This is a genomic window from Novosphingobium sp. ERW19 (assembly GCF_012641315.1).
GTDB lineage: Bacteria > Pseudomonadota > Alphaproteobacteria > Sphingomonadales > Sphingomonadaceae > Novosphingobium.
Genome location: NZ_JABAIC010000005.1, coordinates 130,408 through 154,275, shown reverse-complemented (window position 1 = coordinate 154,275; position 23,868 = coordinate 130,408). Strand labels below are relative to the sequence as shown.

Annotated in this window: 21 protein-coding genes; 6 read left to right on the top strand and 15 right to left on the bottom strand. The window is 64.6% G+C overall.

Going from position 1 to position 23,868, the window contains the following annotated elements; translation table 11 throughout:
• Position 1 precedes the first annotated feature (1 nt).
• The 6 genes from HGI46_RS11655 to HGI46_RS11630 all read left to right on the top strand — a co-directional run bounded on the left by HGI46_RS11655 (position 2) and on the right by HGI46_RS11630 (position 5,435).
• Positions 2 to 1,072, top strand: coding sequence for an alkene reductase (locus HGI46_RS11655; protein WP_168904309.1), 1,071 nt, complete (start codon positions 2 to 4; stop codon positions 1,070 to 1,072).
• A gap of 11 nt (positions 1,073 to 1,083) precedes the next feature.
• Positions 1,084 to 1,884, top strand: a complete 801-nt coding sequence (locus HGI46_RS11650) for an SDR family oxidoreductase (protein ID WP_168904308.1) — start codon at positions 1,084 to 1,086, stop codon at positions 1,882 to 1,884.
• A gap of 491 nt (positions 1,885 to 2,375) precedes the next feature.
• A complete protein-coding gene (locus HGI46_RS11645) occupies positions 2,376 to 3,161 on the top strand; it encodes an SDR family NAD(P)-dependent oxidoreductase (RefSeq protein WP_118075305.1) in 786 nt (261 codons plus the stop codon).
• Between the two features lie 10 nt (positions 3,162 to 3,171).
• Positions 3,172 to 4,344 carry an acyl-CoA dehydrogenase family protein gene (locus tag HGI46_RS11640; RefSeq protein WP_168904307.1) on the top strand — a complete coding sequence of 391 codons (1,173 nt, stop codon included), beginning with the start codon at positions 3,172 to 3,174 and terminating at the stop codon, positions 4,342 to 4,344.
• A gap of 78 nt (positions 4,345 to 4,422) precedes the next feature.
• Positions 4,423 to 4,914 (top strand): AsnC family transcriptional regulator, encoded by a 492-nt coding sequence (locus tag HGI46_RS11635; RefSeq protein ID WP_118075303.1) that lies wholly within the window; start codon positions 4,423 to 4,425, stop codon positions 4,912 to 4,914.
• Positions 4,911 to 5,435, top strand: coding sequence for an Lrp/AsnC family transcriptional regulator (locus HGI46_RS11630; protein WP_118075302.1), 525 nt, complete (start codon positions 4,911 to 4,913; stop codon positions 5,433 to 5,435). Before HGI46_RS11635 ends, HGI46_RS11630 begins: the two co-directional genes overlap by 4 nt.
• Before the next feature lie 87 nt (positions 5,436 to 5,522).
• Here HGI46_RS11630 and HGI46_RS11625 read toward each other — a convergent pair whose 3' ends face one another.
• The 15 genes from HGI46_RS11625 to HGI46_RS11555 form a co-directional block, all read right to left on the bottom strand.
• Positions 5,523 to 7,028: an amidase family protein gene (locus HGI46_RS11625; protein ID WP_168904306.1), complete on the bottom strand. Its 1,506-nt coding sequence runs from the start codon at positions 7,026 to 7,028 to the stop codon at positions 5,523 to 5,525.
• Entirely contained in the window at positions 7,028 to 8,101 is a 1,074-nt protein-coding gene (locus HGI46_RS11620; protein WP_168904305.1) for an aromatic ring-hydroxylating dioxygenase subunit alpha, read from the bottom strand. Before HGI46_RS11620 ends, HGI46_RS11625 begins: the two co-directional genes overlap by 1 nt.
• 90 nt (positions 8,102 to 8,191) lie before the next feature.
• Entirely contained in the window at positions 8,192 to 9,058 is an 867-nt protein-coding gene (locus HGI46_RS11615) for an amidohydrolase family protein (RefSeq protein ID WP_168904304.1), read from the bottom strand.
• Between the two features lies 1 nt (position 9,059).
• On the bottom strand, positions 9,060 to 10,766 hold the full coding sequence (locus HGI46_RS11610; protein WP_168904303.1) for a class I adenylate-forming enzyme family protein: 1,707 nt from the start codon (positions 10,764 to 10,766) through the stop codon (positions 9,060 to 9,062).
• A gap of 145 nt (positions 10,767 to 10,911) precedes the next feature.
• A complete protein-coding gene (locus HGI46_RS11605; protein ID WP_168904302.1) occupies positions 10,912 to 12,051 on the bottom strand; it encodes a helix-turn-helix transcriptional regulator in 1,140 nt (379 codons plus the stop codon).
• A 39-nt stretch (positions 12,052 to 12,090) separates the two neighbouring features.
• Positions 12,091 to 13,254: an LLM class flavin-dependent oxidoreductase gene (locus HGI46_RS11600; RefSeq protein WP_168904301.1), complete on the bottom strand. Its 1,164-nt coding sequence runs from the start codon at positions 13,252 to 13,254 to the stop codon at positions 12,091 to 12,093.
• A gap of 102 nt (positions 13,255 to 13,356) precedes the next feature.
• Positions 13,357 to 14,736 carry an efflux transporter outer membrane subunit gene (locus HGI46_RS11595; RefSeq protein ID WP_168904300.1) on the bottom strand — a complete coding sequence of 460 codons (1,380 nt, stop codon included), beginning with the start codon at positions 14,734 to 14,736 and terminating at the stop codon, positions 13,357 to 13,359.
• Positions 14,733 to 15,845, bottom strand: a complete 1,113-nt coding sequence (locus tag HGI46_RS11590; RefSeq protein ID WP_168904299.1) for an HlyD family secretion protein — start codon at positions 15,843 to 15,845, stop codon at positions 14,733 to 14,735. The genes HGI46_RS11595 and HGI46_RS11590 overlap by 4 nt, the downstream gene beginning before the upstream one ends.
• Complete coding sequence (locus HGI46_RS11585) at positions 15,842 to 17,542, bottom strand: MFS transporter (RefSeq protein ID WP_168904298.1); 1,701 nt, start codon at positions 17,540 to 17,542, stop codon at positions 15,842 to 15,844. Before HGI46_RS11585 ends, HGI46_RS11590 begins: the two co-directional genes overlap by 4 nt.
• A 486-nt stretch (positions 17,543 to 18,028) precedes the next feature.
• Positions 18,029 to 19,189, bottom strand: coding sequence for a M20 aminoacylase family protein (locus tag HGI46_RS11580; protein ID WP_240946715.1), 1,161 nt, complete (start codon positions 19,187 to 19,189; stop codon positions 18,029 to 18,031).
• Positions 19,182 to 19,679: an Lrp/AsnC family transcriptional regulator gene (locus HGI46_RS11575; RefSeq protein ID WP_039335969.1), complete on the bottom strand. Its 498-nt coding sequence runs from the start codon at positions 19,677 to 19,679 to the stop codon at positions 19,182 to 19,184. The genes HGI46_RS11580 and HGI46_RS11575 overlap by 8 nt, the downstream gene beginning before the upstream one ends.
• 15 nt (positions 19,680 to 19,694) lie before the next feature.
• Positions 19,695 to 21,095, bottom strand: coding sequence for an aspartate aminotransferase family protein (locus HGI46_RS11570; RefSeq protein ID WP_168904297.1), 1,401 nt, complete (start codon positions 21,093 to 21,095; stop codon positions 19,695 to 19,697).
• 172 nt (positions 21,096 to 21,267) lie between these two features.
• Entirely contained in the window at positions 21,268 to 22,470 is a 1,203-nt protein-coding gene (locus tag HGI46_RS11565; RefSeq protein WP_206065690.1) for a heparan-alpha-glucosaminide N-acetyltransferase domain-containing protein, read from the bottom strand.
• 50 nt (positions 22,471 to 22,520) lie between these two features.
• Positions 22,521 to 23,126, bottom strand: a complete 606-nt coding sequence (locus HGI46_RS11560; protein ID WP_168904296.1) for a hypothetical protein — start codon at positions 23,124 to 23,126, stop codon at positions 22,521 to 22,523.
• Positions 23,123 to 23,863, bottom strand: a complete 741-nt coding sequence (locus HGI46_RS11555; RefSeq protein ID WP_168904295.1) for a HupE/UreJ family protein — start codon at positions 23,861 to 23,863, stop codon at positions 23,123 to 23,125. The genes HGI46_RS11560 and HGI46_RS11555 overlap by 4 nt, the downstream gene beginning before the upstream one ends.
• Positions 23,864 to 23,868 lie beyond the last annotated feature (5 nt).

Sequence of the window (23,868 nt, the reverse complement as noted above, 5' to 3'; positions counted from 1 at the left end):
AATGACCGACGTCTTCTCGCCAGTACGGATCGGGGATCTGTCCTTGCGCAACCGCGTGGTCATGGCGCCGATGACGCGTGACCGCGCCGGACCGCATGACGAGCCTACCGACCTCATGGTCGAATACTACCGCCAGCGCGCCTCTGCTGGCCTGATCGTGACGGAAGGCACCCAGCCTTCTCCGCATGGCAAGGGCTACTGGCGCACGCCGGGCATTCATTCGCCCGAGCAGGTCGCAGGCTGGCGCAAGGTGGCCGATGCGGTACATGCCGAGGGCGGCCTGGTCGCGATGCAGTTGATGCACGTTGGCCGCGCCGCCGTGCGCGCCAACAAGGACGCAGACGCCGAAACCGTCGCCCCCAGCGCAATCCCCTGCCCCGATCCGATCCCCGGCCCCGATGGCGTCCCCGTTGCCACCGAGATACCCCGCGCCTTGGCAGCGCACGAAATTCCCGGTGTTATCGCCGAATACGTAGCCGCTGCCCGCAATGCCCGCGCCGCCGGCATCGACGCGGTCGAACTGCACTGCGCCTCGGGGTACCTGCCGATGCAGTTCCTCTCGTCAAATTCCAACCAACGGAGCGACGCCTACGGAGGCAGCGCCGAGAACCGCGTCCGCTTCGTGGTGGAAACGCTGTCGGCACTCGCTGCCGCTATTGGCCCCGGTCGCGTCGGTTTCCGCATTTGCCCCGGCGTCAACTTCAACGGCATGGCCGATGCCAATCCCGGCGAGACTTACGCCACGCTCCTGAAAGCCGTGGACGCAATGGGGCTGGCGTACTGCCACCTCATCCACATCCCCAACGCCGGGTTCGACAGCCTCGAACTCGTCCGCGCCAACTGGTCCGGCCCGGTGATCGAGAACTGCGGCCTGACGCTGGAAAAGGCCAACGCGGTGATCGGCGAAGGCAAGGCCGAGGCCGTCTCGTTCGGCTACGCCTGGATCGCCAACCCGGATCTGGTGGAGCGCTTCCGCACTGGCGCCCCGCTGGCCAAGGGTGACCGTGCCACTTTCTACACGGGCCACGGCGATGACGCCCGCGGCTATACCGACTACCCACGCGCGGACTGAGCGAGGACACCATGAACAGACTGGAAGGAAGGCGCGCGGTCGTTACCGGCGGAGCGCAAGGCATCGGCGCGGCCATTGCCCGCCGCCTGGCAGAAGAAGGCGCAACAGTCGCCGTACTGGACCTTACGGCACAGAAGGCTGGCGAAGTGCTGCCTGCACCGCATATCGGCATGGCGTGCGACGTCTCCGACACTGCCTCGGTCGATGCTGCCTTCGCTCAAGTCGCCCAGGCGCTGGGCGGAATCGACATCCTCGTCAACAACGCTGGCATCGGCAGCGCACCGGGCGATGGCATGGCCGAATTCTATGCCGGGCAAGCCGCCCGCGCGGACGGCGATGACAGCGCCTTTGCCGACCAGACCATCCACTGCGCTGACGAAGGCTGGAGCCGCGTCCTCTCGGTCACGCTCGACGGCGTTTTCCGCTGCAGCCGTGCCGCAGTGCGCATCATGGCGTCGCAAGGCGCTGGCGGTTCGATTATCAACATCGGCTCAACCGCTGCGCTCGCCGGTAATGGCCCGGTGCCCTACGTCACCGCCAAGGCCGCCGTCCTTGGTATGACCCGCGCAATGGCTCGCGAACTCGCCCCGCGAGGCATCCGCGTGAACGCGGTCAACCCCGGCGCAACCGAGACCCCGATCTACGCGCCGCTGCCCGAAGAGGTGAAGGCCGCGGTGGCCGCGGACAGCGTGATGAAGCGCCTCGCGCGCCCGGAGGAAGTCGCCGGCGCCGTAGCCTATCTCGCAAGCGAGGACGCCAGCTTTGCCACCGGCAGCACGATCAATGTCAATGGTGGCGCATGGTTCAGCTGAGCGAGAACAGCCGCGTCATTGATCAATCGCGATTATACAGTGCAGATCTTTCGGCCCTATGCGCGGCGTTCTCGATAATTATGGCTGGCAGGATCAAGATACAGGCCATGACATTGATCACGACGGCTAGTTCTAACGCGATTAACAACCGCTTATCGGCGGCGGTATAGCCAGTCGACGTAACCACCTCGGCGCTTCGGGTCTTCCGCTTCAGGACCATCAGTCACCTTTAAGATTTGAGGCACCAAGGCGACATTTTACGCACGAAGCTGTTGGTTTCCAAGGAATAATCTAGCGAATAGGGTGCGTGGCCGATTGCGGCACCTCCTGTGCTAGGTAAAGGTATGCCAAAATACCGCAAAGGCTTGGTAGCGACAGCGCGCAATGCACATATTCGAATTTCATAGAAGTATTTTTTACGCATTAGATTGACACGAACACAGTGTCAGGTGCATTTGCGTTGAGATCATGGAATCGGGAGAAGCAAACCAATGGCTCATGACATGACCGGCAAGGTTGCCGTGGTCACCGGCGGAAGCGACGGCATAGGGCTTGCCACCGCAAAGCTTCTCGCGTTGCGCGGTGCGACCGTGGTGATCTGCGCACGCCGAGAGGACAAGCTTGAAGCGGCCCGTGCCGAGATCGCCGCAGTTGGCAAAGTCGAAGCTGTCAGGCTCGACGTTTCCGACGATGCCGCCTTCACGGCGCTGATCGAGGATGTGGCCGCGCGCCATGGCCGGCTCGACATGCTCGTCAACAACGCCATGTCGGTTCACTACGCCCCGATTTCAAAGTTGACGCTGGAACATTGGCGCAAGGACTTTGCAGTCAATGCCGATGCTGTGTTTGTCGGCACCAAGGCCGCGATGGCGGTCATGGCCAAGCAAGAGCTGGAAGGCCGCCAACGCGGATCCATCGTCAACATCGCATCCACCTGCGGGATCAAGGCGCTGGCCAACATGGCAAGCTATTCGGCCTCGAAGGCCGCGCTGGTCCACTTCACCGCCGCTGCGGCAATGGAAGGCGCCCCTCTCGGCATCCGCATCAACGCCATTGTGCCGGGACAGGTACAGACCGCCGCGACCCAGGACTACGAAAGCCGCGCTCCCGAATTTGCCGCCGCCACCACCCGCGCCATTCCGATGCAGCGCGGTGGCGAGCCAGATGAACTGGCCGAAGCGATCGTCTTCATGCTGTCGAGTGCGGCCAGCTACATCACCGGCACCGCGCTGCCCGTCGATGGTGGCAAGGCTGCCCAGCTGTACATGCCGGGCTGAGGGGCGCCCCATGAAGCTTGGATTTTCCGCCGCCGACGAAAACTTCCGCGCCGAATGTGCCGACTGGCTGCAGAGCCAGATGGCGGGCGAGTTCCGCGACATCAAGGGCATCACCCAGCTTACCGCCATGCCAGAACGGCGGCGCGAGTGGGAGCAGCAGCTGGGCGAACACCGCTGGGGCTGCATCGGTTGGCCGACGCAATGGGGCGGGCGTGATGCTTCGCTGGCGCAGCAGGTGATCTTTGCCGAGGAATATGCCCGTGCCGGCGTCCCCGGCCGTATCAATCACATCGGCGTTGAGCTTGCTGGCCCCACCATTCTCACCTTCGGAACAGATGAGCAGAAGCGCCGCTTCCTGCCGGACATCGCCGCCGGCAAGACGATCTTCTGCCAAGGCTTCTCCGAACCCAATGCCGGGTCGGACCTTGGCAGCGTGCGCACCAAGGGCAGACTGGAGGGCGGCGAGTGGATCGTTGACGGACAGAAGATCTGGACCAGCCTTGCCCATATCTCCGACTGGATCTTCGTCGTCACCCGCACGCAAGAAGGATCGCAGGGGCCAAAGGGCCTGACCTTCCTGATGATGCCGCTGGACCAGCCCGGCATCGAGGTTCGCCCGATCCGTCAGATCAACGGCGATGCCGAATTCAACGAGACTTTCTTCACCGAAGCGCGCTGCCCGGCCGACAGTCTGATCGGCGCACCCGGCGATGGCTGGAAGATCGCGATGGGCCTTCTTGCCTTCGAACGCGGCGTCTCCACGCTTGGGCAGCAGATGGGCTTCCGCAACGAACTGGACGAGATCATCGCGGCAGCCAAAGCCACGGGCAAGGACTGCGATCCCGTCATCCGACAGCGTATCGCGAGTGCCGAAATCGGCTTGCGCCTGATGCGCTACGGCGCGTTGCGAATGCTTTCGAACAGCGATCATTCCAGCATCGACGGCGCGGCGCTGACCTACAAGATTCAATGGGCCTCTTGGCGACGCCGTCTTGGTGAACTGGCGATGGACGTGCTGGGGCAGGCGGGCGAGGTTGCCGCAGGCGACGCTTACGAATGGGACGTCCTGCCCAACCTGTTCTTGTTCAGCCGTGCCGACACGATCTATGGCGGCACCAACCAGATCCAGCGCAACCTGATCGCCGAGCGCGGGCTGGGCCTGCCACGGGAACCGCGCGGCTGATCGCTACGCCCCTCCCGCTCGCCCTTGCCCCGTTGCGTAGCGCACTCTAGGCTGCCTTACGCAAACCGGGGGAACACCTTGTCTGAAGAAAAGCCGACACGCCGCACCAAGGGTGCAACGCTCGATGAGATCGACCTGCGCATCATCGAAGTGCTGCAACGCGATGGCCGCGCGCAATCGACCGTGATCGGCGAGGAACTGGGCCTGACCGGCAATCTCGTCGCCAATCGCATCCGCGCGATGGATGCCGCCGGCCTGATGCGGGTCGTTGCCCTCGCTGATTTCCGCGTCCACGGTTATCGCCTGCTCGCCCGCATCCGCTTGCAGGTCAGCGGGCGGGCACCGCTCGATGTCGCGCAGGAACTGGCGCTGCGAGAACACGTCCTTTCCGTGCACATCACTTCGGGCCGCTATCCGGTGAGCTGCCTCTACGCTTTCCATGCCGCGCGCGAGATGATCGAGGCGGCACGCGATGTCTCCGCCGGCATCGCGGGCGTCGAGGATGTCGACGTCGAACTGCTCAACACCGTCTACCGCTACAACACAGCCGTAGGGCCGCTCGCGGCATGATCGACTCTTTCCCCCAGACCGACGATCTCGACCGCCAGATCGCCGAAGCTCTGGCCGAAGACGCGCGCCTTTCTTTCCGGAAGATCGCTGTGGACTTGGGGGTCACGGAAGGCACTGTGCGCGGCCGGGTCAAGCGGCTGCAGAGCGCAGGACTGCTCAAGCTCGTCCCCATCGTCGATATCGCGCGAGGGCTGGATGCTACCAATGCCGGGCAGCACATGATGTTCGTCACGGTCAAGTGCGCCAGCGGCAAGCTCGATGCCGTGCGCGAAGGCCTGCTCGCCCTGCCCCAGGTCCGCGCACTCTATGACGCCAACGCCGCGCTGCGCCTGATCGCCATCTGCGTCCTGCCCAGCCTCGATGATGCCGCCGCCGTCACCAATCAGGTTCTCGCCTTGGACGGCATCCGCGAGGCCGAAACCGAGCTTGTCCTGCAGACCGTGAAGTACAACGCCGCCATCGGCCCGATTGCAACGGTGGAAGATCTGCGCGGGGTGGATCGCGGAACAGCGCCGGGGTGACGGGGTGCGCGTGAAGGGATCACCTCCCTGCGGTCATCCCGGCGTAGGCCGGGATCCATTTGCTGTCGCCGGATATAAAGCGACGAGCTAGACCTTCGGCCGACGCGCGCCCCACGGTGCAGCCTTCTCAACTTGCCCGGCCAGCCTAAACAGGAGGCCCTCCTCGCCGTAGCGGCCGGTGACCATTATCCCGATGGGTAACCCGTCCTTGGACATGGCGAGGGGAAGCGACATCGAGGGCTGCCCGGTGCCGTTGTAGATGCCGGTGAACGCGGTGAAGGTGCCGACTTCGCGGCCCCACTCCATCATCGAGCGCCCGGTATCGAGGCCGATGTGGCCCAGCGGCAGCGGCGGCGCGGAAAGGGTGGGCGAGAGGATCACGTCATAGCGTTCCATGAACTGCGCGATGGTGACGGCGGCAGCCTGGTAGGCGTTGTTGCCGCGCGCGAAGTCCATACCGGTGTAGCTCTTGCCCATGGCCACGAAATCAAGCGTGGTCCGCTCGAGCACGTCGGGGCCGAGTTCAATGCCCAGAGCCTTGGCGCGGTCGATGCAATCGGCGGCGACCGAGGAGGCCATCAGCGCGAAGCTGCTGGCGCCGATTGCGGCCATGTCGATCCTGGGCGCTGCTTCCTCGACATGGTGGCCGAGACTTTCGAGCAGTTTCGCGGTGGCGCGGGTGGCTTCGACAACCTCGGGATCGACCGGCGCACCCGAATAGGGGCTGATCATCAGCGCGACGCGCAGCTTGCCGGGATCGCGCCCGACTTCCTGCAGGAATGGCCGCTCCGGCGTCGGCGCGCTGTAGCGCGAACCCGCTTCCACTCCGTGCGTCGCATCAAGGATCGCGGCGGAATCGCGCACGGTGCGGCTGACCGCGTGGTGGACCGACATGCCGGCCCAGCCTTCGGTGCGAGCAGGGCCCATCGGCACGCGCCCGCGCGAGGGCTTTAGGCCGAACAGGCCGCAGGCAGAGGCGGGAATGCGGATCGAGCCGCCGCCGTCGGTGGCGTGAGCCGCAGGGATCACGCCTGCCGAAACCGCCGCCGCCGCGCCGCCGGACGAGCCGCCCGCGATACGCTCCCGGTTCCACGGATTGCGCGTCGGGCCCTTGAGCACGCTTTCGGTCGTGCCGGTGAGGCCGAATTCGGGGGTGGTGGTCTTGCCGAAGATCACGAACCCGGCGCGCTCGATGCGGCGCACCAGTTCCGAGGTCACTCTGGCGCGCTGGCCCTTGTAGAGGCGACTGCCGTTTTCGGTGACTTCGCCGGCGATGTAGGTGTTGAGGTCTTTCAGCAGCCACGGCACGCCGCTGAACGGACCTTGCGGCAGGCCCGCGGCGATGGCCTTGCGGGCGTAGTCATAGTGCTTCTGCGCCATGAAGTTGAAACGCGGGTTCAAGGCCTCGGCCCGGCCGATGGCTGCTTCGAGCAGTTCGGTGGCCGAGACCTTGCGCTTCCTGACCAGATCGGCAAGCCCGAGGCTGTCGTGGGTATCGAGTACGTCGCTCATCGCTTGTGCATGTCCCGGCAGGCTGGCGGTCGCAGCAAGCGCGATCCCGCCGGCAAGGGCTTCCCGTCTGGTGGCTTTCATCACTTCACGTAGTACCGCGAATAGTACTTGCGGAACTGCGCGATGGGGCCGTCGCCCTCGCAGATCAGGGCGTTGGGTTCGAACTTCTGGCGATCCCAGATGACCTTGTCCTGATCGAACTGCTTGCAGATGTCGCGGATGATCGCCTTGGCAACGCCGGCCCGCTCGCCCTCGGCCTGGGCCTTGGGCTGGGTGAAGCAGAAGCGGACGTGGACGTGATCGAGCTCGACCGGGGTGATGCAGGCGACGAGCAGCGTTTCGGAAATGCCGGTGAAGCGCGTCCAGCTTTGCCCTGGACCCATCGTGTCATAGCTGATCTGGCCGTCGACCTCGCCCCATGGCGTGCCCATCTTGGCCTTGACGTCGGCCCCGCGGCCCCATTCGCCCCAGCGCAGATCGCCTAGAGGCACGTTGGCGGTGCCGTGGATGTACTTGAAATGGGCAACGTCGACGCCGTTCTCGGCCATGTTCTGGATCGAGCCGTAGACGTTCCATTCGTAGATGTCGTAGTCGGTCCACTCCGGGTCGGTCGCCTCGGGCAGGTGTTGCACCTCGAACAGCGGAGCGGCGTCCTCGGGGTGATACCACACCCAGATCCAGCGGTTGGCCTCGGTGACATGCCAGGTGCGCGTGCACTTGCGCTTGACCTGCGGCGGGATCGACTTCGAGTAGGGGATCTCCTTGACGGTCCCTTCCTCGCCATCATAGCGCCAAGCGTGAAACGGGCATTCGAGCAGGTTGCCATGAACCTTGCCGCCGTGGCCCATGTGTGCGCCGAGGTGCTTGCAGTAAGCGTCGAGCACGCGGACCTTGCCGTCCTCGCCGCGCCACATCGCCAGATCCTGCGAGAAGTAGCGCAGCGGCTTGACCTCGCCCACGGCAAGGTTCGCCGAAAGGTCGATCGGATACCAGCCAAGCGGGAAGCCGATGTCGAGGTTGCGTTCCTGCACCGAGGCGCGGCCAGGGACCGGCGCGGTGCGCCAGTCGGTCAGGTCCTGCCCTTTGAGCTTTTCGAGAATCTGCCAGACCGCGACGGGAGCGGTGCGGGCATCTGTTGCCACTTGATCGCTCATGTTTTCACTCCTGAATCGCCGTGGCGGGGGTTGTCTCCGCGACGGCCCTTTCCTGCGGTAGGAGCAGACTTCCCGGCTCCCTGGGATGGCTTAGAGTCCGAACACCTTGACCGCGTTCTCGCGCAGGAACTTCGGCCATACCTCGTCCTTGAAAGGGACGCTTTGCATGTCGGACATGATGCGATCGAGGCTGAGGCCCATCGGGAAGTACCCGGCGTAGATCACCTTGTCGGAGCCGCGGGTGTTGGCGTAGTCGATGATTGCCTTGGGGTAATGCTTGGGCGCGAAGGCGCTGGTCGAATAGTAGAGGTTCGGCCACTTGAGCATAAGCTTGACCGCCAGTGCTTCCCACGGCTCGGCACCGTGGCGCATCACCACCTTCAGTTCGGGGAAGAACCAGCAGACCTCGTCGAGATGCTCGACCTTCTGCGTCTCCATCGGGATGCGCGGGCCGGGGATGCCGACGTTGAGGAGGATCGGCAGGCCGAGTTCCTCGCACGCGGAATAGATCGGCCACATGTACTTGTGGTTGATCGCCACCTGCGGGAGCGTGCCCGAGGGGAAGACCGAGACGGCGGAGAGGCCGACTTCGGCGTGGATGCGCTTGATCCGGCGGACTTCCTCGGTGCCGTTGTTGGGATTGACCGGCAGGTCGAAGAAGAAGCGATCAGGATAAAGCTCCTTGGCGCGGTATGAGGTGTCGTTCTCGTTCCAGCCGACGAGGGCCTTCTCGACGTTGTGCTTGTCCATCTGCGCAACGGTCCAGGCGAGGTAATCGTCCTGCTTGCCCGACTGCGGGATGTCCTTGAACATGTACTGCGCGGGCATGGCGAACTGGCCCAGCGTCTGCTTGTCCTTGATCAGCGGACGGAACGGCGCGAACCATTCGGCGCGGTCCTCGGCATCGGGAATGCCGAGCATGCAGTCGATGATGCCGATGTTGTTTGGCATGGCCATGTCATTGTTCTCCGGAAAGGGCGGGCCACAACTTGCGCAGGGCGATCTTGTCGACCTTGCCCAGCGCGTTTCGCGGCAATGTGGTGGTGGTGACGGCGACACGGGTCGGCGCCTTGTAGCGGGCGAGGCGGCTGGCGACCCATTCGATCACGCCGGCTTCGTCGATGTCGGGGGCGATGACGACCGCGACGAGGCGCTCGCCAAGGCGTTCGTCGGGCAGGCCGAAGGCGGCGCATTCGGTGAGGCCGGGGATCGTGCCGAGCACGCGCTCGACCTCGGCGCAGTAGATGTTCTCGCCGCCCGAAATGACCATGTCCTTCTTGCGGTCGACGATGAAGACATAGCCGTCCTCGTCGACCATCCCGACATCGCCGGTGCGCAGCCAGCCATCGGCGGTGAGCACGGCAGCGGTCTCCTCCGGGCGGTTCCAGTAGCCGGACATGACCTGCGCCCCGCGCACGACGATCTCGCCAGTTTCACCGTGAGGCAGAATCGTGCCATCAGCGCCTTCGATGCGCACGTCGACCATCGACAGCACGCGTCCAGCAGCGGCGGGGCGGGCCATGAATTCGGGGCCGACGGCTTGCGCGATGGCGCCCGAGCATTCGGTCATGCCATAGCCGGTGCCGATCTGGGCGTGCGGGCACAGCGCGTGGACTTCCTCGACAAGGTTGACCGGCAGCGCCTGTCCGCCGCAACCGATGTTGCGCAAGCTTGCGAGGCTGGTCCCCTCGATCCGGGCGCGGTGGAGGATGTCCCACAGCATGGTGGGTACCGCGCTGAACATGCTGATCTGCTCGGCGGCGATCAGACGGGCGGCTTCCTCGGCGTCCCAGCGGCGCATGATCACGACCTTGCCGCCGCCGAGGAACGGCGAGAGGAAGCCTGAGCCGAGGCCGGAGACGTGGAACAGCGGATAGACCAGCAGCGACGCCTGCTGCGGCATCTGCGCGATCAGCGCCTCGGGCGTGGTGCCCATCTGCGCGGCCATGTTGCCGAGCACGACCATGCCCGACATCTGCGTGGACATCAGCCCGGTGATCACATTGCGATGCGACAGCACCGCGCCTTTGACGCGGCCGGTGGTGCCCGACGTGAACAGGATGGCGCAAGGGTCGGTGGGCTTGGCCACGCCGGGATCGGGCATCGGTTCCGCGATGCGGCGGGCGAGTTCCTCGGCGTCGAACGGCTTGGTCAGGTCCAGCACGCGGCCCTTGAAGCCGGATTCGCGGATCGCAGCGGCGCGCTCGCTGTCGGCCAGCACGACGGCGGGATCGACGTCCTCGAGCATGCCGAGCACCTCGGGGCCGGAGCCGCGGCTGTTGACCAGCACGGCAACGCCGCCGGCCTTCATAACGGCGAGGAAGGCGACCAGCCATTCGGCACGATTACGCATGGCGATGGCGACGCGATCCCCGCGCGCGATGTGCAGGATCGGCACCAACTGGTCACGCCAGGCGAAGACCTGATCGTAGGACATGCGGCGCTCGACACCGGCGCTGTCGAAATCGATGACGCAGGTGCGGTCCCCGTAGCGGCGGGCGGATTCGATCAGCAGGTTGAGATCGGGCGGCGCGGCGACGAACTGGCGCAGGCCTTCACGCTCGCCGATCTCGAACGGGGAGCCGGCGCCGGTCACGCGGGCCAGCACGGCATCCGGAGAGACGACCTCCTGCGGGCGAGTGCTATCGCGCAACATGTCGGACATCGCTCTCCCAAACCTCGTATCGCCTTGTCTAGCTCCTATGTATCGCGCATTTTGCGTATTTCAAGCGTCTTTTATTTGCGCATATGTCTTTCAGGCCAACCTATAACAGCCGTCCCGCGCAAACTGGCGGAATTGCGCGAGTCGCCTATCCGCCGATCGATGCCAGCAGCGCCACCAGTTGCGCCTGGCGGTGCACCCCGGTCTTGGCAAAGACCGATCGCAGCTGCACTTTCGCCGTATTGTGGGCGATGCCCAGCCGCTGCGCCGCTTCGACCAGGCTTAGCCCCTCGCCCAGCACTGCCGCCAGCCGCGCCTCGGCCATGGTCAGGCCCAGCAGGTCGCGCAGCGCCTGCGGATCGCCGCTTTTCTCAGCCTCCGCCAGCCGATGGGGGCGGGCAAGGAACAGTGCCAGCGCCCCGGCCCCGCCGTGGATCGCGTTCACTTCCACCGGCCGCGCCGTCACCACCAGATCGCCGCGGCCCGGCCGCTCGATGCGGAAGCGGGTTAGCCCGCGCTCGCCGCCTTGCGCCAGCAGCGCGCCCACCAGCTTGTGCTGCGCCACATCGGCAAGGGCCAGCTCCTCGCCCCTCCGGTGCAGGCCTTCGTCCTCGGCCAGCAGCGCCTCGGCCAGGGCATTGCTGCTGACGATGCGCCGGTTGCGATCCAGCACCAGCAGCGCAAGGCCCAGCCCTTGCGCGGTGGCATGGAACATGCCGTGCTCGGCCCCGGCAAACTGCAGCTTCTCGAACAGCGAGACCGCGATACGCAAGTGCTGCGCCAGCGCCTGCAGCCGCGCCCGCTCCTCCCGCGTGAAATCGGGCAGTGAATTGTGCCGGCTGACGCGGAAGCGCGCTTCATAGCGCCCTTCGTCGGGCCGTCCTCCCCTGCCCCCGGACGAATGACTGCCGCCAAAGTGCAGATCGATCCCCAGCACCTGATCGAAGCCGCTGCTCGCCATGGCCTGGCGATAGGTGGCAAAGGCGCTTTCGGGCAGCTGCGCCATGAACTCGGCATAGGATGTCACCACCCCGTCGCTCAGGCCCTGGAACGGGTCTTCGGCAAACAGCGTCTCGGTATAGGCGGCATCGAATGCCGCATCCGATCCCGGCGTCAGGAACGTCGCGGGCTGGCGCTTGCCGGGCGCGGTGATGATCAGCGTGGCAAAGCTCGCCTCCATCCACCGCGCCAGCGCTTCCAGAAACCCGCGCCACGGCTCGGCCTCTCCCACCCCGGCATAGAGCCGGGCCAGAAGATCCGAAAACCCGTCATCGATCGCGCCACCCATGCGCGCAACATAGGCGGCGCGCGCGCGGACTGACAGGGCTTATTCCGCTGCTTCCAGCTCTCCCGTTTCTGCCGCTTCCCGTGCGCGGAAGTGCGGAATGACCTTTTCGCCGATGTTGCGGATCGTCTCCATGATCACGTCGTGCGGGATGCCGCCCATCTGGAAGATGAACAGGATCTCGTCGGCGCCTGCATCCTTCAGCCGCTGGACATAGCGGATGCAATCGTCCGGCGTGCCGTAGGCGTCCTGCGCCACAGTATAGTTCGAAAGGTGCTCGTCACCCACCGGGATCGCCTCTTCCGACAGGTAGGCGATGGTCGCCTGCTTGCCCTGCTCCAGCACCTTGGCATGATCCTCGGCGTCGAGGTCCTCGTCCACCGTCGGCTTGGCCCCGCCCTGATACCAGTAGGCGATGCTCTCGGCAAAGAAGCGCTGGCCGCGCAGGCCGATCTTGCGGGCCTTCTCGCGGTCGTCCAGCACGGTCGCGGCGCAGAGCGCGGCAAGGTGCTCGGTCGGGCGGAAGCCGACCTGATCCTCGGCCTTGCGGGTGCGGAAGGCCTCGCGATAGATCGCGTTCTTCTTGGCAATCTCCTCCGGCCCCGAAAAGCCCAGCACCAGCGCGCCGATGCCCCGGCTGCCCGCCGCCACCAGCGTATTCTCGCGCGTGCAGGCCATGTACATCGGCGGATGCGGATCCTGCCACGGCGAAGGATGGATCGGACGCTTGGGAATCTTGATGTAGGTGCCGTCGTGCTCAATCTCGTCCTGCACCATGATCTTGGGGATCAGGTACATCGATTCATCGATCATCGGCTGCAGCTCGTTGAGGTCATAGCCGAAGGTCCCCGCTTCCTGCTGCGTGCCGCCCTTGCCCACGCCGAAGTGCAGGCGTCCCTTCGAAAGGATATCCAGCGTCGCAATGCGCTCGGCCACCTTGACCGGGTGGTTCATTGCCGGCGGCAGGCAGACCACGCCATGGCCGATATGGATGCGGCTCGTCGCCCCGGCGATGAACGCCAGAACCGTCTCAGGCGCAGACATGTGCGCGTATTGCGTCAGCGCGGTATGCTCGACACACCAGATGCAGTCAAAGCCCATCACTTCGGCATACTTGGCCTGCTCGACGATCTGGAGGAACACCGCGCGCTCGTTCTCGCGGCTGGCATCCACCATCTGCGCTTCATAGATGATCGAGAATTTCATGAGGCTCTCTCCGGGCACCGCCTTGTAATCAGGCGTTTTGACGTTCCGGAATCGAAGCTAACCCACCTGCCACCCGCGCGCATAACCCGATCGGGTTAGGCGTTACTGCGCCCCTTGCATATCTGCCGCAGACCAGCCTCCGCCCAGCGCCTGATAGAGGCTGACCCGCGCATTGAGGGCATCGGCCCGCGCCTGGATCAGCGCCAATTCGGCGCTCAGCAGTCCGCGCTGCGTGTCGAGCTGTTCGAGCAGCGGCGAATAGCCCTCGCGATAGCGGTTGCTTGAAAGCCGGTAAGCCTCGGCCAGGGCATCGCGCTGCGCGGTCTGGATCAGGACCTGCCTATCGAGCCCATCGACCGAAGCCAGCGCATCGTTCACCTCGCGAAACGCCGTGAGCGCCGCCTTGCGATAGCCGAACGCCGCCGCATCGCGCTGTGCGCCTGCCACTTCGGCCCCGGCACGCAGCCGCCCGCCTTCGAACAACGGCGCCAGAATGCTCCCGCCGATCGACCACAGCCCCACCGGATTGGCGAGCAGGTTGGAGATCGCTACCCCCGCCGAAGCCGAGAGCCGCAGCGACGGCAGGAAGCGCTTGCGCGCCGCCGCCAGATTGCTGTCGCTCGCCGCCAGCTGGTACTCGGCCTGCGCCACATCCGGCCGCCTGCGCAACAGCTCTGACGGCAGCGCCTCAGGCACCGGCGGCTTCGTCAACGCCGCAAGGCCATTCGCCCGCTCGACCGGTCCCGGCACGCGCCCTGCCAGCACGCTCAGAGCATTCTCCGCCTTGGCCCGCGCCTGCTCCAGCGCCGGCACCAGCACCAGCGCCGCCTGATAATCGACCTCGGCCTGCTGCAGCTCCAGCTTGGGCGAGTAGCCCACGTCCACCCGCCGCCGGATCAGATCGCGCGAACCTTTTCGCGTTTCCGCCGTGCGCTTGGCCAACGCCAGCCGGTCATCCAGCGCCAGCAGCGTGACATAGGCACTGGCCGTGGCCGAGGCGACCGACAGGCGCGCCGCATCGCGCGCCGCCGCGCTCGCCAGCCAGCCGGACCGCGCCGCGCTGACCTGATCGGAAAGCCGCCCGAACAGATCGACTTCCCACGCCGCCTGCAACTGCGGCTGCGCGGCGCGCTGCACCACGGGCGTGCCGAACGGGCTGATCGTGCGGGAATCCGTCGCCCCCAACGCCGCGTCCAGCGAGGGCAGCATCGCCGAGCGCGCCAGATCCTGCTGCGCCCGCGCCTCGCGCACGCGGGCGGCGGCGATCTGGATGTCGGCATTGCGCGCCAGCGCCTCTTCCACCAGCGCCGCCAGCTGCGGATCGCCGAAGCTGCGCCACCAGTCTGCGGTGACGGGGACGCCGGGTCCGAGGTCCACGCGAAAAGCTCCCGGCGCTTCCACTGGCGCCACTTGCGCGGTCTTCACCTGCGGCCCGGCACAGCCCGCCAGCAGCACCAGCCCGACAAGACCAAGCCGCCTCACTGCCCGGTATCCACGCGCGCTTCCACCGACATGCCCGGCCGCAACCGCCTGGCCAGCGCCTGCCCCGGATCGACCCTGATCCGCACCGCAATCCGCTGCGCCACCTTCACGAAGTTGCCGGTAGCATTGTCGGCCTTCAGCACCGCGAATTCGGAGCCCGCCGCAGGCGCGATATTCTCGACATGGCCGGTCAGTTCCTCGCCCGCCAGCGCATCGACGGTAAAGCGCGCCACCTGTCCCACTGCCATGCGCGCGGTCTGCGCTTCCTTGAAGTTGGCGATCACCCACACCTCGTCGGGCACGAGGAACAGCAACTGCGTCCCCGCCGTCACGAACGCACCCAGCCGCACGCCCACTTCGGACAGCTGCCCGTCCTCGGGCGCGCGGATCACGGTGTTTTCAAGGTCTACTTCGGCCGCATGCAACTGCGCCCGCGCCGCCTCGACCGAGGCCGCCAGCCCGCCGCGCCCGACGATCACGCTCTTCACGTCCTGCTCGCCCACTCCGCGCGCGGCTTCTGCCTGCCGCACGCTCGCCTCAGCCGCCAGCAGCGCGGCGCGGGTCTGGTCACGCTCGCGTTCGGAGATCGAGCCATCGCCGACCAGCGCCGAGGCCCGCGCCATGTCGGCCCGCGCCTTGGCCAGATTGGCCTGCGCACTGGCAATCGCGGCATCCTGCCCACCCAGCGCCGCCTTGCGCGATCGCTCGCTCTGCTGCGAGTTGGCAAGCGCCGCCTCTTGCGCCGCAAGGTTGGCCTTGGCCTGTTCGACCTTGGCCTTGTACTGACGCTGGTCGATCACCGCGATCGCCTGCCCCTTCTTCACCCGCGCGAAGTCCTTGACGAGGACTTGCGTGACATAGCCGCTGACCTGCGGGCTGATCACCGTCGTCTTGCCCCGGACATAGGCGTTGTCGGTCGATTGCGAGAGGCCCGCGAACGGCGGCAGGTGCCAAGCATAGAGCACTGCGATCACCGCACCCAGCACCGCAAGCGCAATCAGCGCCAGCCGCCCCTTGTTGGGGCGCGGCGGCTTCCAGCCATCGGCCGGCGCGGCATTGGGCGCTGCGCCCGGTGTGGTGCCGGATGCAGGGGCGGCATCATCGCTCATTCGGGAGTCCTCTGGGGCGTGGTGGAAGGTTGCGCAGCCGCCGCAGCGGCCTGCATCTGGAGTTTCTGCAGCGTCACCAGCGGCGATTCCTCGCCCCGGCGCTGCATCCGCCAGCGTTCGAAATAGGACCATATCGCCGCCAGCACGGCAAGCACGCCAACGAGCAGGAACACGTCGTTGAACGCCAGGATATTGGCCTCGCGCGTGGCCTGCTGCGAAAGGATTCCGGCGCCTTGCGCATTGCGTAGCACCGGATCGCCCACCGTCCGGGCGATCAGTCGCCCACCGGCGGCAATGCGCGCGGCAACCTGCGGATCGGTCAGCACGATCTCCTGCACGATCGTTGCCGAGTGCATCTTCTCGCGCACTACCTGGAACGTGCCGAGCAGCGACGCGCCAAGCAGCCCGCCCAGGGACTGGCTCATCGTGAACAGCACGGTAAAGCTGACGAAATTGCGCGGGCCCGCCAGCAGCGTGCGGGCAAGGCCGACGATCATCGCCTGGCTGAGGAACAGGATCGAGGCGAAGGCGATAAGTGCCTGGCTGAAATAGAAGTTCTCGGGCCGTGTCAGGTTGGTCGTGCCCATGTCCATGAACGCGGCAATCGCGATCAGCACCAGCGATATCGAGAAGGGCCGCGCCGGCTTTTCAGGATTGACCGTCAGCAGCGCCACCACCAGCCCGGCCAGCGACGCGGCAATGATCACCAGATTGAGGCCGACCATCTGCTCGTTGGTCATCCCCACCACCGTCAGCAGGCCGACAGAACCAAACGCCTGTTCCGACAGCAGCACGCGCACCGCCGCGGCAATGCCGATCAGGCGCACCATCTCGCGCGTGCCCAGCCAGCGCGTGTTGATCAGCGGATTGCGGCGAAAGTGCTCGATCACGAAGGCGGTGACGACCAGCACCAGCCCGCCGATCAGCGCCCAGCCCAGCCACGGACGGCTCGTCCACCACTCGATCCGCCCCTGCGTCAGCACCGCGATCAGCAGCGACATGCCCGGCACGAGCAGGAGGATGCTCAGGGCATCGCCCTTCTCGAAGGCCTTGCTGCGCTCACTCGGCGGCAGCGGCAGGGCAAGGATCGCGGCAAGGCTGGCCAGCCCTAGCCCCAGCTCGAACCAGTAGAGCATGTGCCAGTCGCCCGAGACCAGCAGCGAGGGCGAGACCACCCGTGCCAGCGGCGTGGCGATCTGCGGCACCGAAATGCCGATCATCAGGCCCGCCAGCCGCTTGGCCGCGGGCATCGCCTGCATCAGGTAAAGGATCGTCAGCGTCGAGAGCGCGCTTCCCGCAAGCCCTCCCGCCGCGCGCACCGAGATGGCCGACCAGAAGCCGTGGACGAAGAGGTGAAACACCGTCGCCACGACATAGACGCCCAGCATCCAGCGGATGAACGGCTGCAGCCCGAACTGCTGGCGGTATTTCACCAGCACCAGATTGGCCACGGTATTGGTCATCAGATAGGCGCCGGTCAGCCAGCTCGCCTCGTCCGGCCCCAGCCCCAGCGTCCCTTGCGCAAAGGTCAGGTTCACCGCGATCAGCGCATTGCCAAGTCCGCCGGCCAGCCCGATCAGCACCCCGATCGCGCCATATGCGGCGCGCCGACGCGCGGGATGATCGGGATTGGCAGGAGAGCCCGGAAGCGTCGGCCTTTCATGCGGCTTGAATTCGTAGGCTGCAACTTCAGCCATCACGCTTCCCTGTGCCAGGATTGAAAAGCAGGATCACCCCGGGGGCGCGGCAAAACGGCCCATCGCAAGACGAAATGCGCCTGCGCCGAAAAACCCGAAACGGTCAGGAAAGTTCCATCGAAGCAGCAGAATACTGATCCGATTTATGATTTTCGTGCGATTTCAATTGGAAACAGGCGTGGCCTGGTAGAGGGTAGGGGACGTGATGGTGACCGCCCCTTGACCTGCTGACCTTGGCGGTAATGTGGATGCAGAAATTGCAATTGCGAAGCAGCCTTTCGCATTTGCGAAAGGGCAAGCGCTACCGCATATGGACAGTGCCTTTCAGGCATCCTCTCCCAAACTTTTCAAGGCTGGCCTTCGGGCCGGCCTTTCTTTTGTCCCGCGTCCTTGGCGAGACCGCGAAAGTGAGCCGCGGCAAGGAAGCGCATGAAGAAATTGCACGGATCAAGGCACCGGGCCGTGGATCGCCTGCGGTTTCGAACGCTATCTCAACCAGTGCCGTGCCAATGCAACATGCAATCTCACGCCCGTTTCAAGGACATTGTCGTTGAAATCGTATTGTGGATTATGAAGCGGAGCAGCGTGATCGTGAGTTGCCTGCCCCAGCCAGATATAGGCTCCGGGGCGCTGCTGCAGCATGAAGGAGAAGTCTTCCGAGGTGGGCGCGGGTTCCGGCGCAAGTTCCGCCGTTCCCACGGTCGCAGCCACTTCAAGCACGTCGGCAGCAGCCTCGGCATCGTTGATGGTGGCTGGATAGTAGCGGTCGTAATCGAGCGCGCATTCAACCTCGAACGACGTCGCAATGCCTTCCAGCATCGCCCGCATGCGTTCCTCTATGCGATCCTGCACCGCCGGGTCGAACGTGCGGACCGTACCGCCCACCATGACTTCTGCGGGGATGACATTGTGCGCATGTCCCCCGTGAATTTCCGTGATCGAGAGGACAGCAGACGCATAGGGCGGCACGGCGCGGCTGATGATGGTGTTGAGTTGCTGGACAAGGCTGGCTGCGGCAAGAATCGCGTCGGGGCTGTCCTGCGGAATGGCGGCGTGTCCGCCCTTGCCGGTCAACTTGATCCGAAACTTGTCCGCCGCGCCCATGATTGCGCCGGGCCGCGTGCTGATCGTCCCGGCAGGCAGGCCGGGCCAGTTATGCAAGGCATAGACCCGATCACAAGGGAATCGCTCGAACAGACCTTCCGCGATCATCACACGCGCTCCACCCAGCCCTTCCTCGGCAGGCTGGAAGATCAGATGGAGCGTTCCGGCAAAATCGGGATCGGCGGCGAGCACCCGGGCGGCACCCAGCAGCATGGCAACGTGACCATCATGGCCGCAACCATGGAACGATCCAGGCGTCTTGCTGGCCCATGGGAGATTGGTCATTTCCTGGATCGGTAGCGCATCCATGTCTGCCCGCAGGCCAAGGGTGCGCGGTCCTTCGCGCCGGCCTTTGAGGACCCCTACCAGACCGGTCGTGCCGATGCCTTCATGCACCTCAATTCCAAGGGAGCGCAATTCATCGGCGATGCGCTGGGCCGTGCGCCGCTCGCAGAACCCGAGTTCGGGATGGGCGTGGATGTCCCGCCGCAACGCGACGAGATCGGCGAGGAGATCCGCTTGCATGTGGGCCGGATCAGCCATGCGTCTGCCCAAACAGGTTCTGGATCGGAAGCCGATGCTTGATGAAGGGTGACTTGATCACGATGTAGCTGAAGTACTTCTCGATGCCATAATCGCTCTCGAGCATGCCTTCCATGATCGACTGATAGTGCGAAACGCCGCGCGCCACGAACTTTAGCAGATAGTCATAGCCACCTGAAACGAGGTGGCATTCGACGATCTCATCGAGCTTGGCAATCCGGCTTTCGAAGCGGCTGAAATCGCCCTGGCGATGTTCGCTGAGGGTGACTTCGGTAAAGACAGTCAGGTATTCGCCCAGCTTGCTGAAATTCACGTGCGCGCCGTAGCCGGTGATGTATCCGGCCTTTTCCAGGCGCTTGACCCGCGTCAGGCAGGGGCTGGGCGAAAGGCCTACCGCATCGGCCAGTTCCACGTTGGTGATCCGGCCCTCCTGCTGGAGCTTGGCAAGGATCTTGAGGTCTATCCTGTCGAGCTTGGGTCCGGGCAGCATGGTTTATCCCCCCTGTCAGGCGTCTTGCAGCGCGACGACCGCGCGGATGTCGGGCTGCTCGAGCAGTTGATCAAGCGACCGCTCAACCCGATCGAAGATCATGTCCATTTCCTCGATCGTGCAGCATAGTGCCGGTGCGAAGCCTAGAACCGCGTTGGCGAAACACCGCACGATCACCCCATTGCCATAAGTCAGCTTCGACAGCCTTCCGCCAATGTCGAGCGATGGATCGAAAATGGCCTTCGTCGCCTTGTCCGGTGTCAGTTCGATCGCACCCAACATTCCGCGATAGCGAACGTCGCCGACCAGCCGATGCGACCTGATCCGTTCCATGTGTTCTGCAAAGCGCTGACCCGTTACGCGGCCATTTTCCAGCAGACCGCCTTCCCGGTACAAACGCAGGACCTCAAGCCCCACCGCCGCGGCGACGGGATGGCCAGAGTAAGTCTGGCCATGACCGATCGGCAGCGCGGCGGGCGCTGCGTCGGCAATGGTCTGATAGACATGATCGGCCATGAACATCGCGCCCATGGGCACGTATCCGGCTGTCAAACCCTTTGCCGTGGTCATGAAATCAGGAGAAACGCCCTCATCGAGGCAGGCGAACAGCGGTCCGGTGCGCCCGAAGCCGGTGATAACCTCGTCCACCAGCATCAGGATGCCGAGCCGGGTGCACGCCTCGCGCAGGGCCTTGAGCCAGCCTCGCGGCGGCACGATCACCCCGCCCGAACCCTGGATCGGTTCGCAGCAGAATGCCGCGACGTTATCTGCCCCGAGCTCTGCCACCTTTGCCTCAAGCGCGGCCACCGTGGAAGCGATCACGGCCGCATCATCGTCCCCCTCGGGATGGCGATATTGATATGGGGAGGCGATATGGTGCTGCCACGGGCGCGGCAGATCGAAATTGCGGTGGAAGTTCCCCAGCGCCGTAAGTCCCGCGCCGAGGCTGCTCGAGCCGTGATACCCCCACTCCAGCGCGATGAAATGCTTCTTGTCGGGCTTCCCGGCGGCATTCCAGTAATGGACGATGTAACGGATTGCGCTGTCCACCGCGTCAGAACCGCCCTGCGTGAAGAACACGTGGTCAAGGCCATCGGGCGCGGCCGCGGTCAATTCTCCCGCCAGGCGGATCGCCGGCTCGCTGGCGAAATGGAAATAGCCCGTGGCATACGGCAGCCGGCGCATCTGTTCCGCCGCGACTTCGACGATCGACTCCTGACCATAGCCGACATTGACGCACCACAGCCCGGCAAAGGCATCGAGCAACCGGTTGCCGTCCCTATCGGTCAGCCACATGCCCTTGCCCGATTCCAGCACGATGGCGCCGTGCTGCTCGTGTCCTCTGAATGAGGTGACCGAATGGATCAGGTGATCGCGGTCGATATCGATGAGGGAACGGTTGGTTGGGTTTGTCATCGCGGTTCTTCCATTCCGTAGCATTGCCTGCAGGCTATGTCAGCGATCCGAGCGCGTATCGCCGAATGCGCCAGAAAATGATTGTCGGTGTCCTTTTGGCGTTGAGGCGCGCGGCATATTCTGCCGCGCGCCTCCTTTGCCTGATCCCGTCAGGCCCAGCATCACGCCAAGCTCAGAAGTACTTGAGCCAGGTTATGTCGCGACGGCGGCGCTTCAGCCGGGCGTACCATACGGTCGGCAGATAGAGCGGCACGATCATCGCCACGAACCACACCAGCACCCAGTTGTAGTTGTCGAACATGTAGGCCGTGCCGTTGTTCGGCCCCCAGATCGCCAGGGCGCTGTGATAGAGAATGCGCAGGACGGTCAGGTGCAGGAGGTAGAAGAACATCGGCGCGCCGCCGAAGATCGCCAGCTTCGCCACGAGGCCGGAGTCATTGATCTTCTCGAACAACACGAGCAGCAGCGCCCCGCCTCCAAGAGTCGGCAGCAGGAACAGCAGCGAGGGCGGGTACTTCGTCATCGAAATGAAGCTGATGACCGTACGGACTGCATCCCCTTCGACCACGAACCACGGCTTGTCGCCGTAGACGTTGAGAAGGCGCAACAGAACGAACGCGGCAATCATGCCAAAGCCCAGCACCAGCAAGCGCTTCTGCCGAACTGCGGGCGCGACTTCACCGGTGAACCAGGGCCCGATGCCGAAGCCCAGCAGGATCACGCCGAGCCATGCCAATATCGGATAGGTCGTCTTTGCCACGAAGCCGAGCGGCAGGTCGAAGGCGTCACGCTGGTGCAGCAGCGCCCAGACGGGGAACAGTGCATCGTCCTTGGTCAGCACGATGGGATCGAGCAGATTGTGGAAGCAAACGATGGCCAGGCCCAGCGCGATGATCGCCGGCCGTGGCAGGCGCATGAACGCAGCCAGCGCGATCATGCATATGCCGATTGCCCAGATCACCTGCAGCCAGAAGGTTGGCTGCGGCACGATCCCCCAATAGAGCGGCGAGAGATAGACCAGCTCGATCACGATCAGCAGGAAGCCCCGCTTGAGCAAGTATTCCGTGGTTTCCTCAACCGTATGGTTTACGCTGAAAAGGTAGACGCCCAGCCCGGTTAGGGCGACGAAGATCGGCGCGCAGAAGCTTACCGCGAACCGGGCAAAGCCGATGGCAGGGATGATGGTCAGTGCGTTGATCGGGTCGGTCACCGGATAGTTGACGAACCAGGTCTCGCGCAGGTGGTCCAGCAACATCAGCACCATCACGAAGCCGCGCAGGGCATCGATGTTGGCTAGGCGGACGTGGGCCGTGGCCTTCGCCCCTCCCGCTGCGAGATTTATGCCTCCGGGAGGCAATGTCATACTGCTGGCCATGGTCCCTGCCCTCTTTCCCTTTCGAATATCGCGTCTTGCCCCTGGTTTCATCAACCCTGCGGCAGGAACAGATCCTTGTAGAAGCCGGTGGTCTTTACCGAGACCGTAACCGGCGTGTCACCCTTGTTGCGGAAGTACCAGCCGTGCGTGCCATCGAACGGCGCGGTGAAGCTGCCTTTGCCGCCGGTCATCTGCTTCTCTTCCCAATAGCTGGTGAATTCGCCCTCGGCAGCATCCACCTTCTCGCCATGCATATCCGCCTTCACCGGTCCGCCCTTGGACGACCATTCGAAGACATAGCTCTGCCCGGCGTTCATGTGCGCCTTCACTTCCTGTCCGCTGTGCGGTGCCAAGGTGAGCGTCATCTCATCGCTGCGCATGTCGCCTTCGCGGATGATCGCGGCCTTTGTCGGCGTCACCGGTAAGGCGACCGGATCTTCGGCCGGAGCCGCCGTATTCTGCTCGCTGCCTGCCGCCATGCCCACAATTCCCGTCAGACGGCCAGCGCCGGTCGGGTCGATGCCGTATTCCGCCGGCATCACGAACAGCACCACAATGGCAGCGGCGGCCAGCAAGGCCCCGCCGGTCGCCTTGGCGAGAGTGGAAGGCGGAACCTGAATGGAATTCACCGTAGTTGCCGCGTCGGTCTGCATCATGCCGCCCCCGCCTGTGCTTGAGTGAAATAGCCGGTAAGCTGATAGCCGACGAGCACGAAGCCAGCACACATAAGCGCGGCATTGGCGGCAATCGCACTGCGGCGGAAGCTGCCGGTAGAGCGCCACAGGTTCATCACGATCAGGATCGCCGCCAGTGCCGTGAACTGGCCCAGCTCCACGCCGACGTTGAAGCTGATCAGGTTGGGTACAAGCCCGTCTGAGGACAGGGTGAGGTCCTGCAGCTTCGTCGCAAGGCCGAAGCCGTGGAAGAAGCCGAAGATCAGCACTGCGGCCTTGGGATTGGGTGCCCAGCCGAACATCGTCCTGAACCCGTCCAGGTTGTCCAGCGCCTTGTAGACGACGGAAAGCCCGATGATAGCATCGACGATGTAGGGGTTGGCACGAATGTCGAACAGGACGCCCAGCAGCAGTGTGGTGCTGTGCCCGATGGCAAACAGGGTCACATAAGTGCCGACGTCCTTCATCCGGTAGAGGAAGAAGATCACGCCCACCAGGAACAGCAGGTGATCATATCCCGTGACCATGTGCTTGGCACCAAGGTACATGTATGGGCCAATGGCCATGCCCGAGGCACCTTCGATAAAGGCGCGGTCGTCCTCACCCACCCCGTGGGCATGAGCAGCGGACTTGAGGGCAATGATGATGAAAATGACGATGGCCCACCCTGCCCATCGCAGCAGTCCTTGCGGAACCGGGATGGCGGTGTGGCGGGCCATCAGTG

What these genes read in the sequence shown, in the direction of transcription:
- HGI46_RS11605 (WP_168904302.1), bottom strand. Translation starts at nt 12,051, where the DNA reads ATGGGTGGCGCGATCGATGACGGGTTTTCGGATCTTCTGGCCCGGCTC.
- HGI46_RS11625 (WP_168904306.1), bottom strand. Translation starts at nt 7,028, where the DNA reads ATGAAAGCCACCAGACGGGAAGCCCTTGCCGGCGGGATCGCGCTTGCT.
- HGI46_RS11555 (WP_168904295.1), bottom strand. Translation starts at nt 23,863, where the DNA reads ATGGCCCGCCACACCGCCATCCCGGTTCCGCAAGGACTGCTGCGATGG.
- HGI46_RS11655 (WP_168904309.1), top strand. Translation starts at nt 2, where the DNA reads ATGACCGACGTCTTCTCGCCAGTACGGATCGGGGATCTGTCCTTGCGC.
- HGI46_RS11610 (WP_168904303.1), bottom strand. Translation starts at nt 10,766, where the DNA reads ATGTCCGACATGTTGCGCGATAGCACTCGCCCGCAGGAGGTCGTCTCT.
- HGI46_RS11565 (WP_206065690.1), bottom strand. Translation starts at nt 22,470, where the DNA reads ATGGCCAGCAGTATGACATTGCCTCCCGGAGGCATAAATCTCGCAGCG.
- HGI46_RS11585 (WP_168904298.1), bottom strand. Translation starts at nt 17,542, where the DNA reads ATGGCTGAAGTTGCAGCCTACGAATTCAAGCCGCATGAAAGGCCGACG.
- HGI46_RS11645 (WP_118075305.1), top strand. Translation starts at nt 2,376, where the DNA reads ATGGCTCATGACATGACCGGCAAGGTTGCCGTGGTCACCGGCGGAAGC.
- HGI46_RS11615 (WP_168904304.1), bottom strand. Translation starts at nt 9,058, where the DNA reads ATGGCCATGCCAAACAACATCGGCATCATCGACTGCATGCTCGGCATT.
- HGI46_RS11600 (WP_168904301.1), bottom strand. Translation starts at nt 13,254, where the DNA reads ATGAAATTCTCGATCATCTATGAAGCGCAGATGGTGGATGCCAGCCGC.
- HGI46_RS11580 (WP_240946715.1), bottom strand. Translation starts at nt 19,189, where the DNA reads ATGGCTGATCCGGCCCACATGCAAGCGGATCTCCTCGCCGATCTCGTC.
- HGI46_RS11575 (WP_039335969.1), bottom strand. Translation starts at nt 19,679, where the DNA reads ATGCTGCCCGGACCCAAGCTCGACAGGATAGACCTCAAGATCCTTGCC.
- HGI46_RS11640 (WP_168904307.1), top strand. Translation starts at nt 3,172, where the DNA reads ATGAAGCTTGGATTTTCCGCCGCCGACGAAAACTTCCGCGCCGAATGT.
- HGI46_RS11630 (WP_118075302.1), top strand. Translation starts at nt 4,911, where the DNA reads ATGATCGACTCTTTCCCCCAGACCGACGATCTCGACCGCCAGATCGCC.
- HGI46_RS11620 (WP_168904305.1), bottom strand. Translation starts at nt 8,101, where the DNA reads ATGAGCGATCAAGTGGCAACAGATGCCCGCACCGCTCCCGTCGCGGTC.
- HGI46_RS11570 (WP_168904297.1), bottom strand. Translation starts at nt 21,095, where the DNA reads ATGACAAACCCAACCAACCGTTCCCTCATCGATATCGACCGCGATCAC.
- HGI46_RS11560 (WP_168904296.1), bottom strand. Translation starts at nt 23,126, where the DNA reads ATGATGCAGACCGACGCGGCAACTACGGTGAATTCCATTCAGGTTCCG.
- HGI46_RS11650 (WP_168904308.1), top strand. Translation starts at nt 1,084, where the DNA reads ATGAACAGACTGGAAGGAAGGCGCGCGGTCGTTACCGGCGGAGCGCAA.
- HGI46_RS11590 (WP_168904299.1), bottom strand. Translation starts at nt 15,845, where the DNA reads ATGAGCGATGATGCCGCCCCTGCATCCGGCACCACACCGGGCGCAGCG.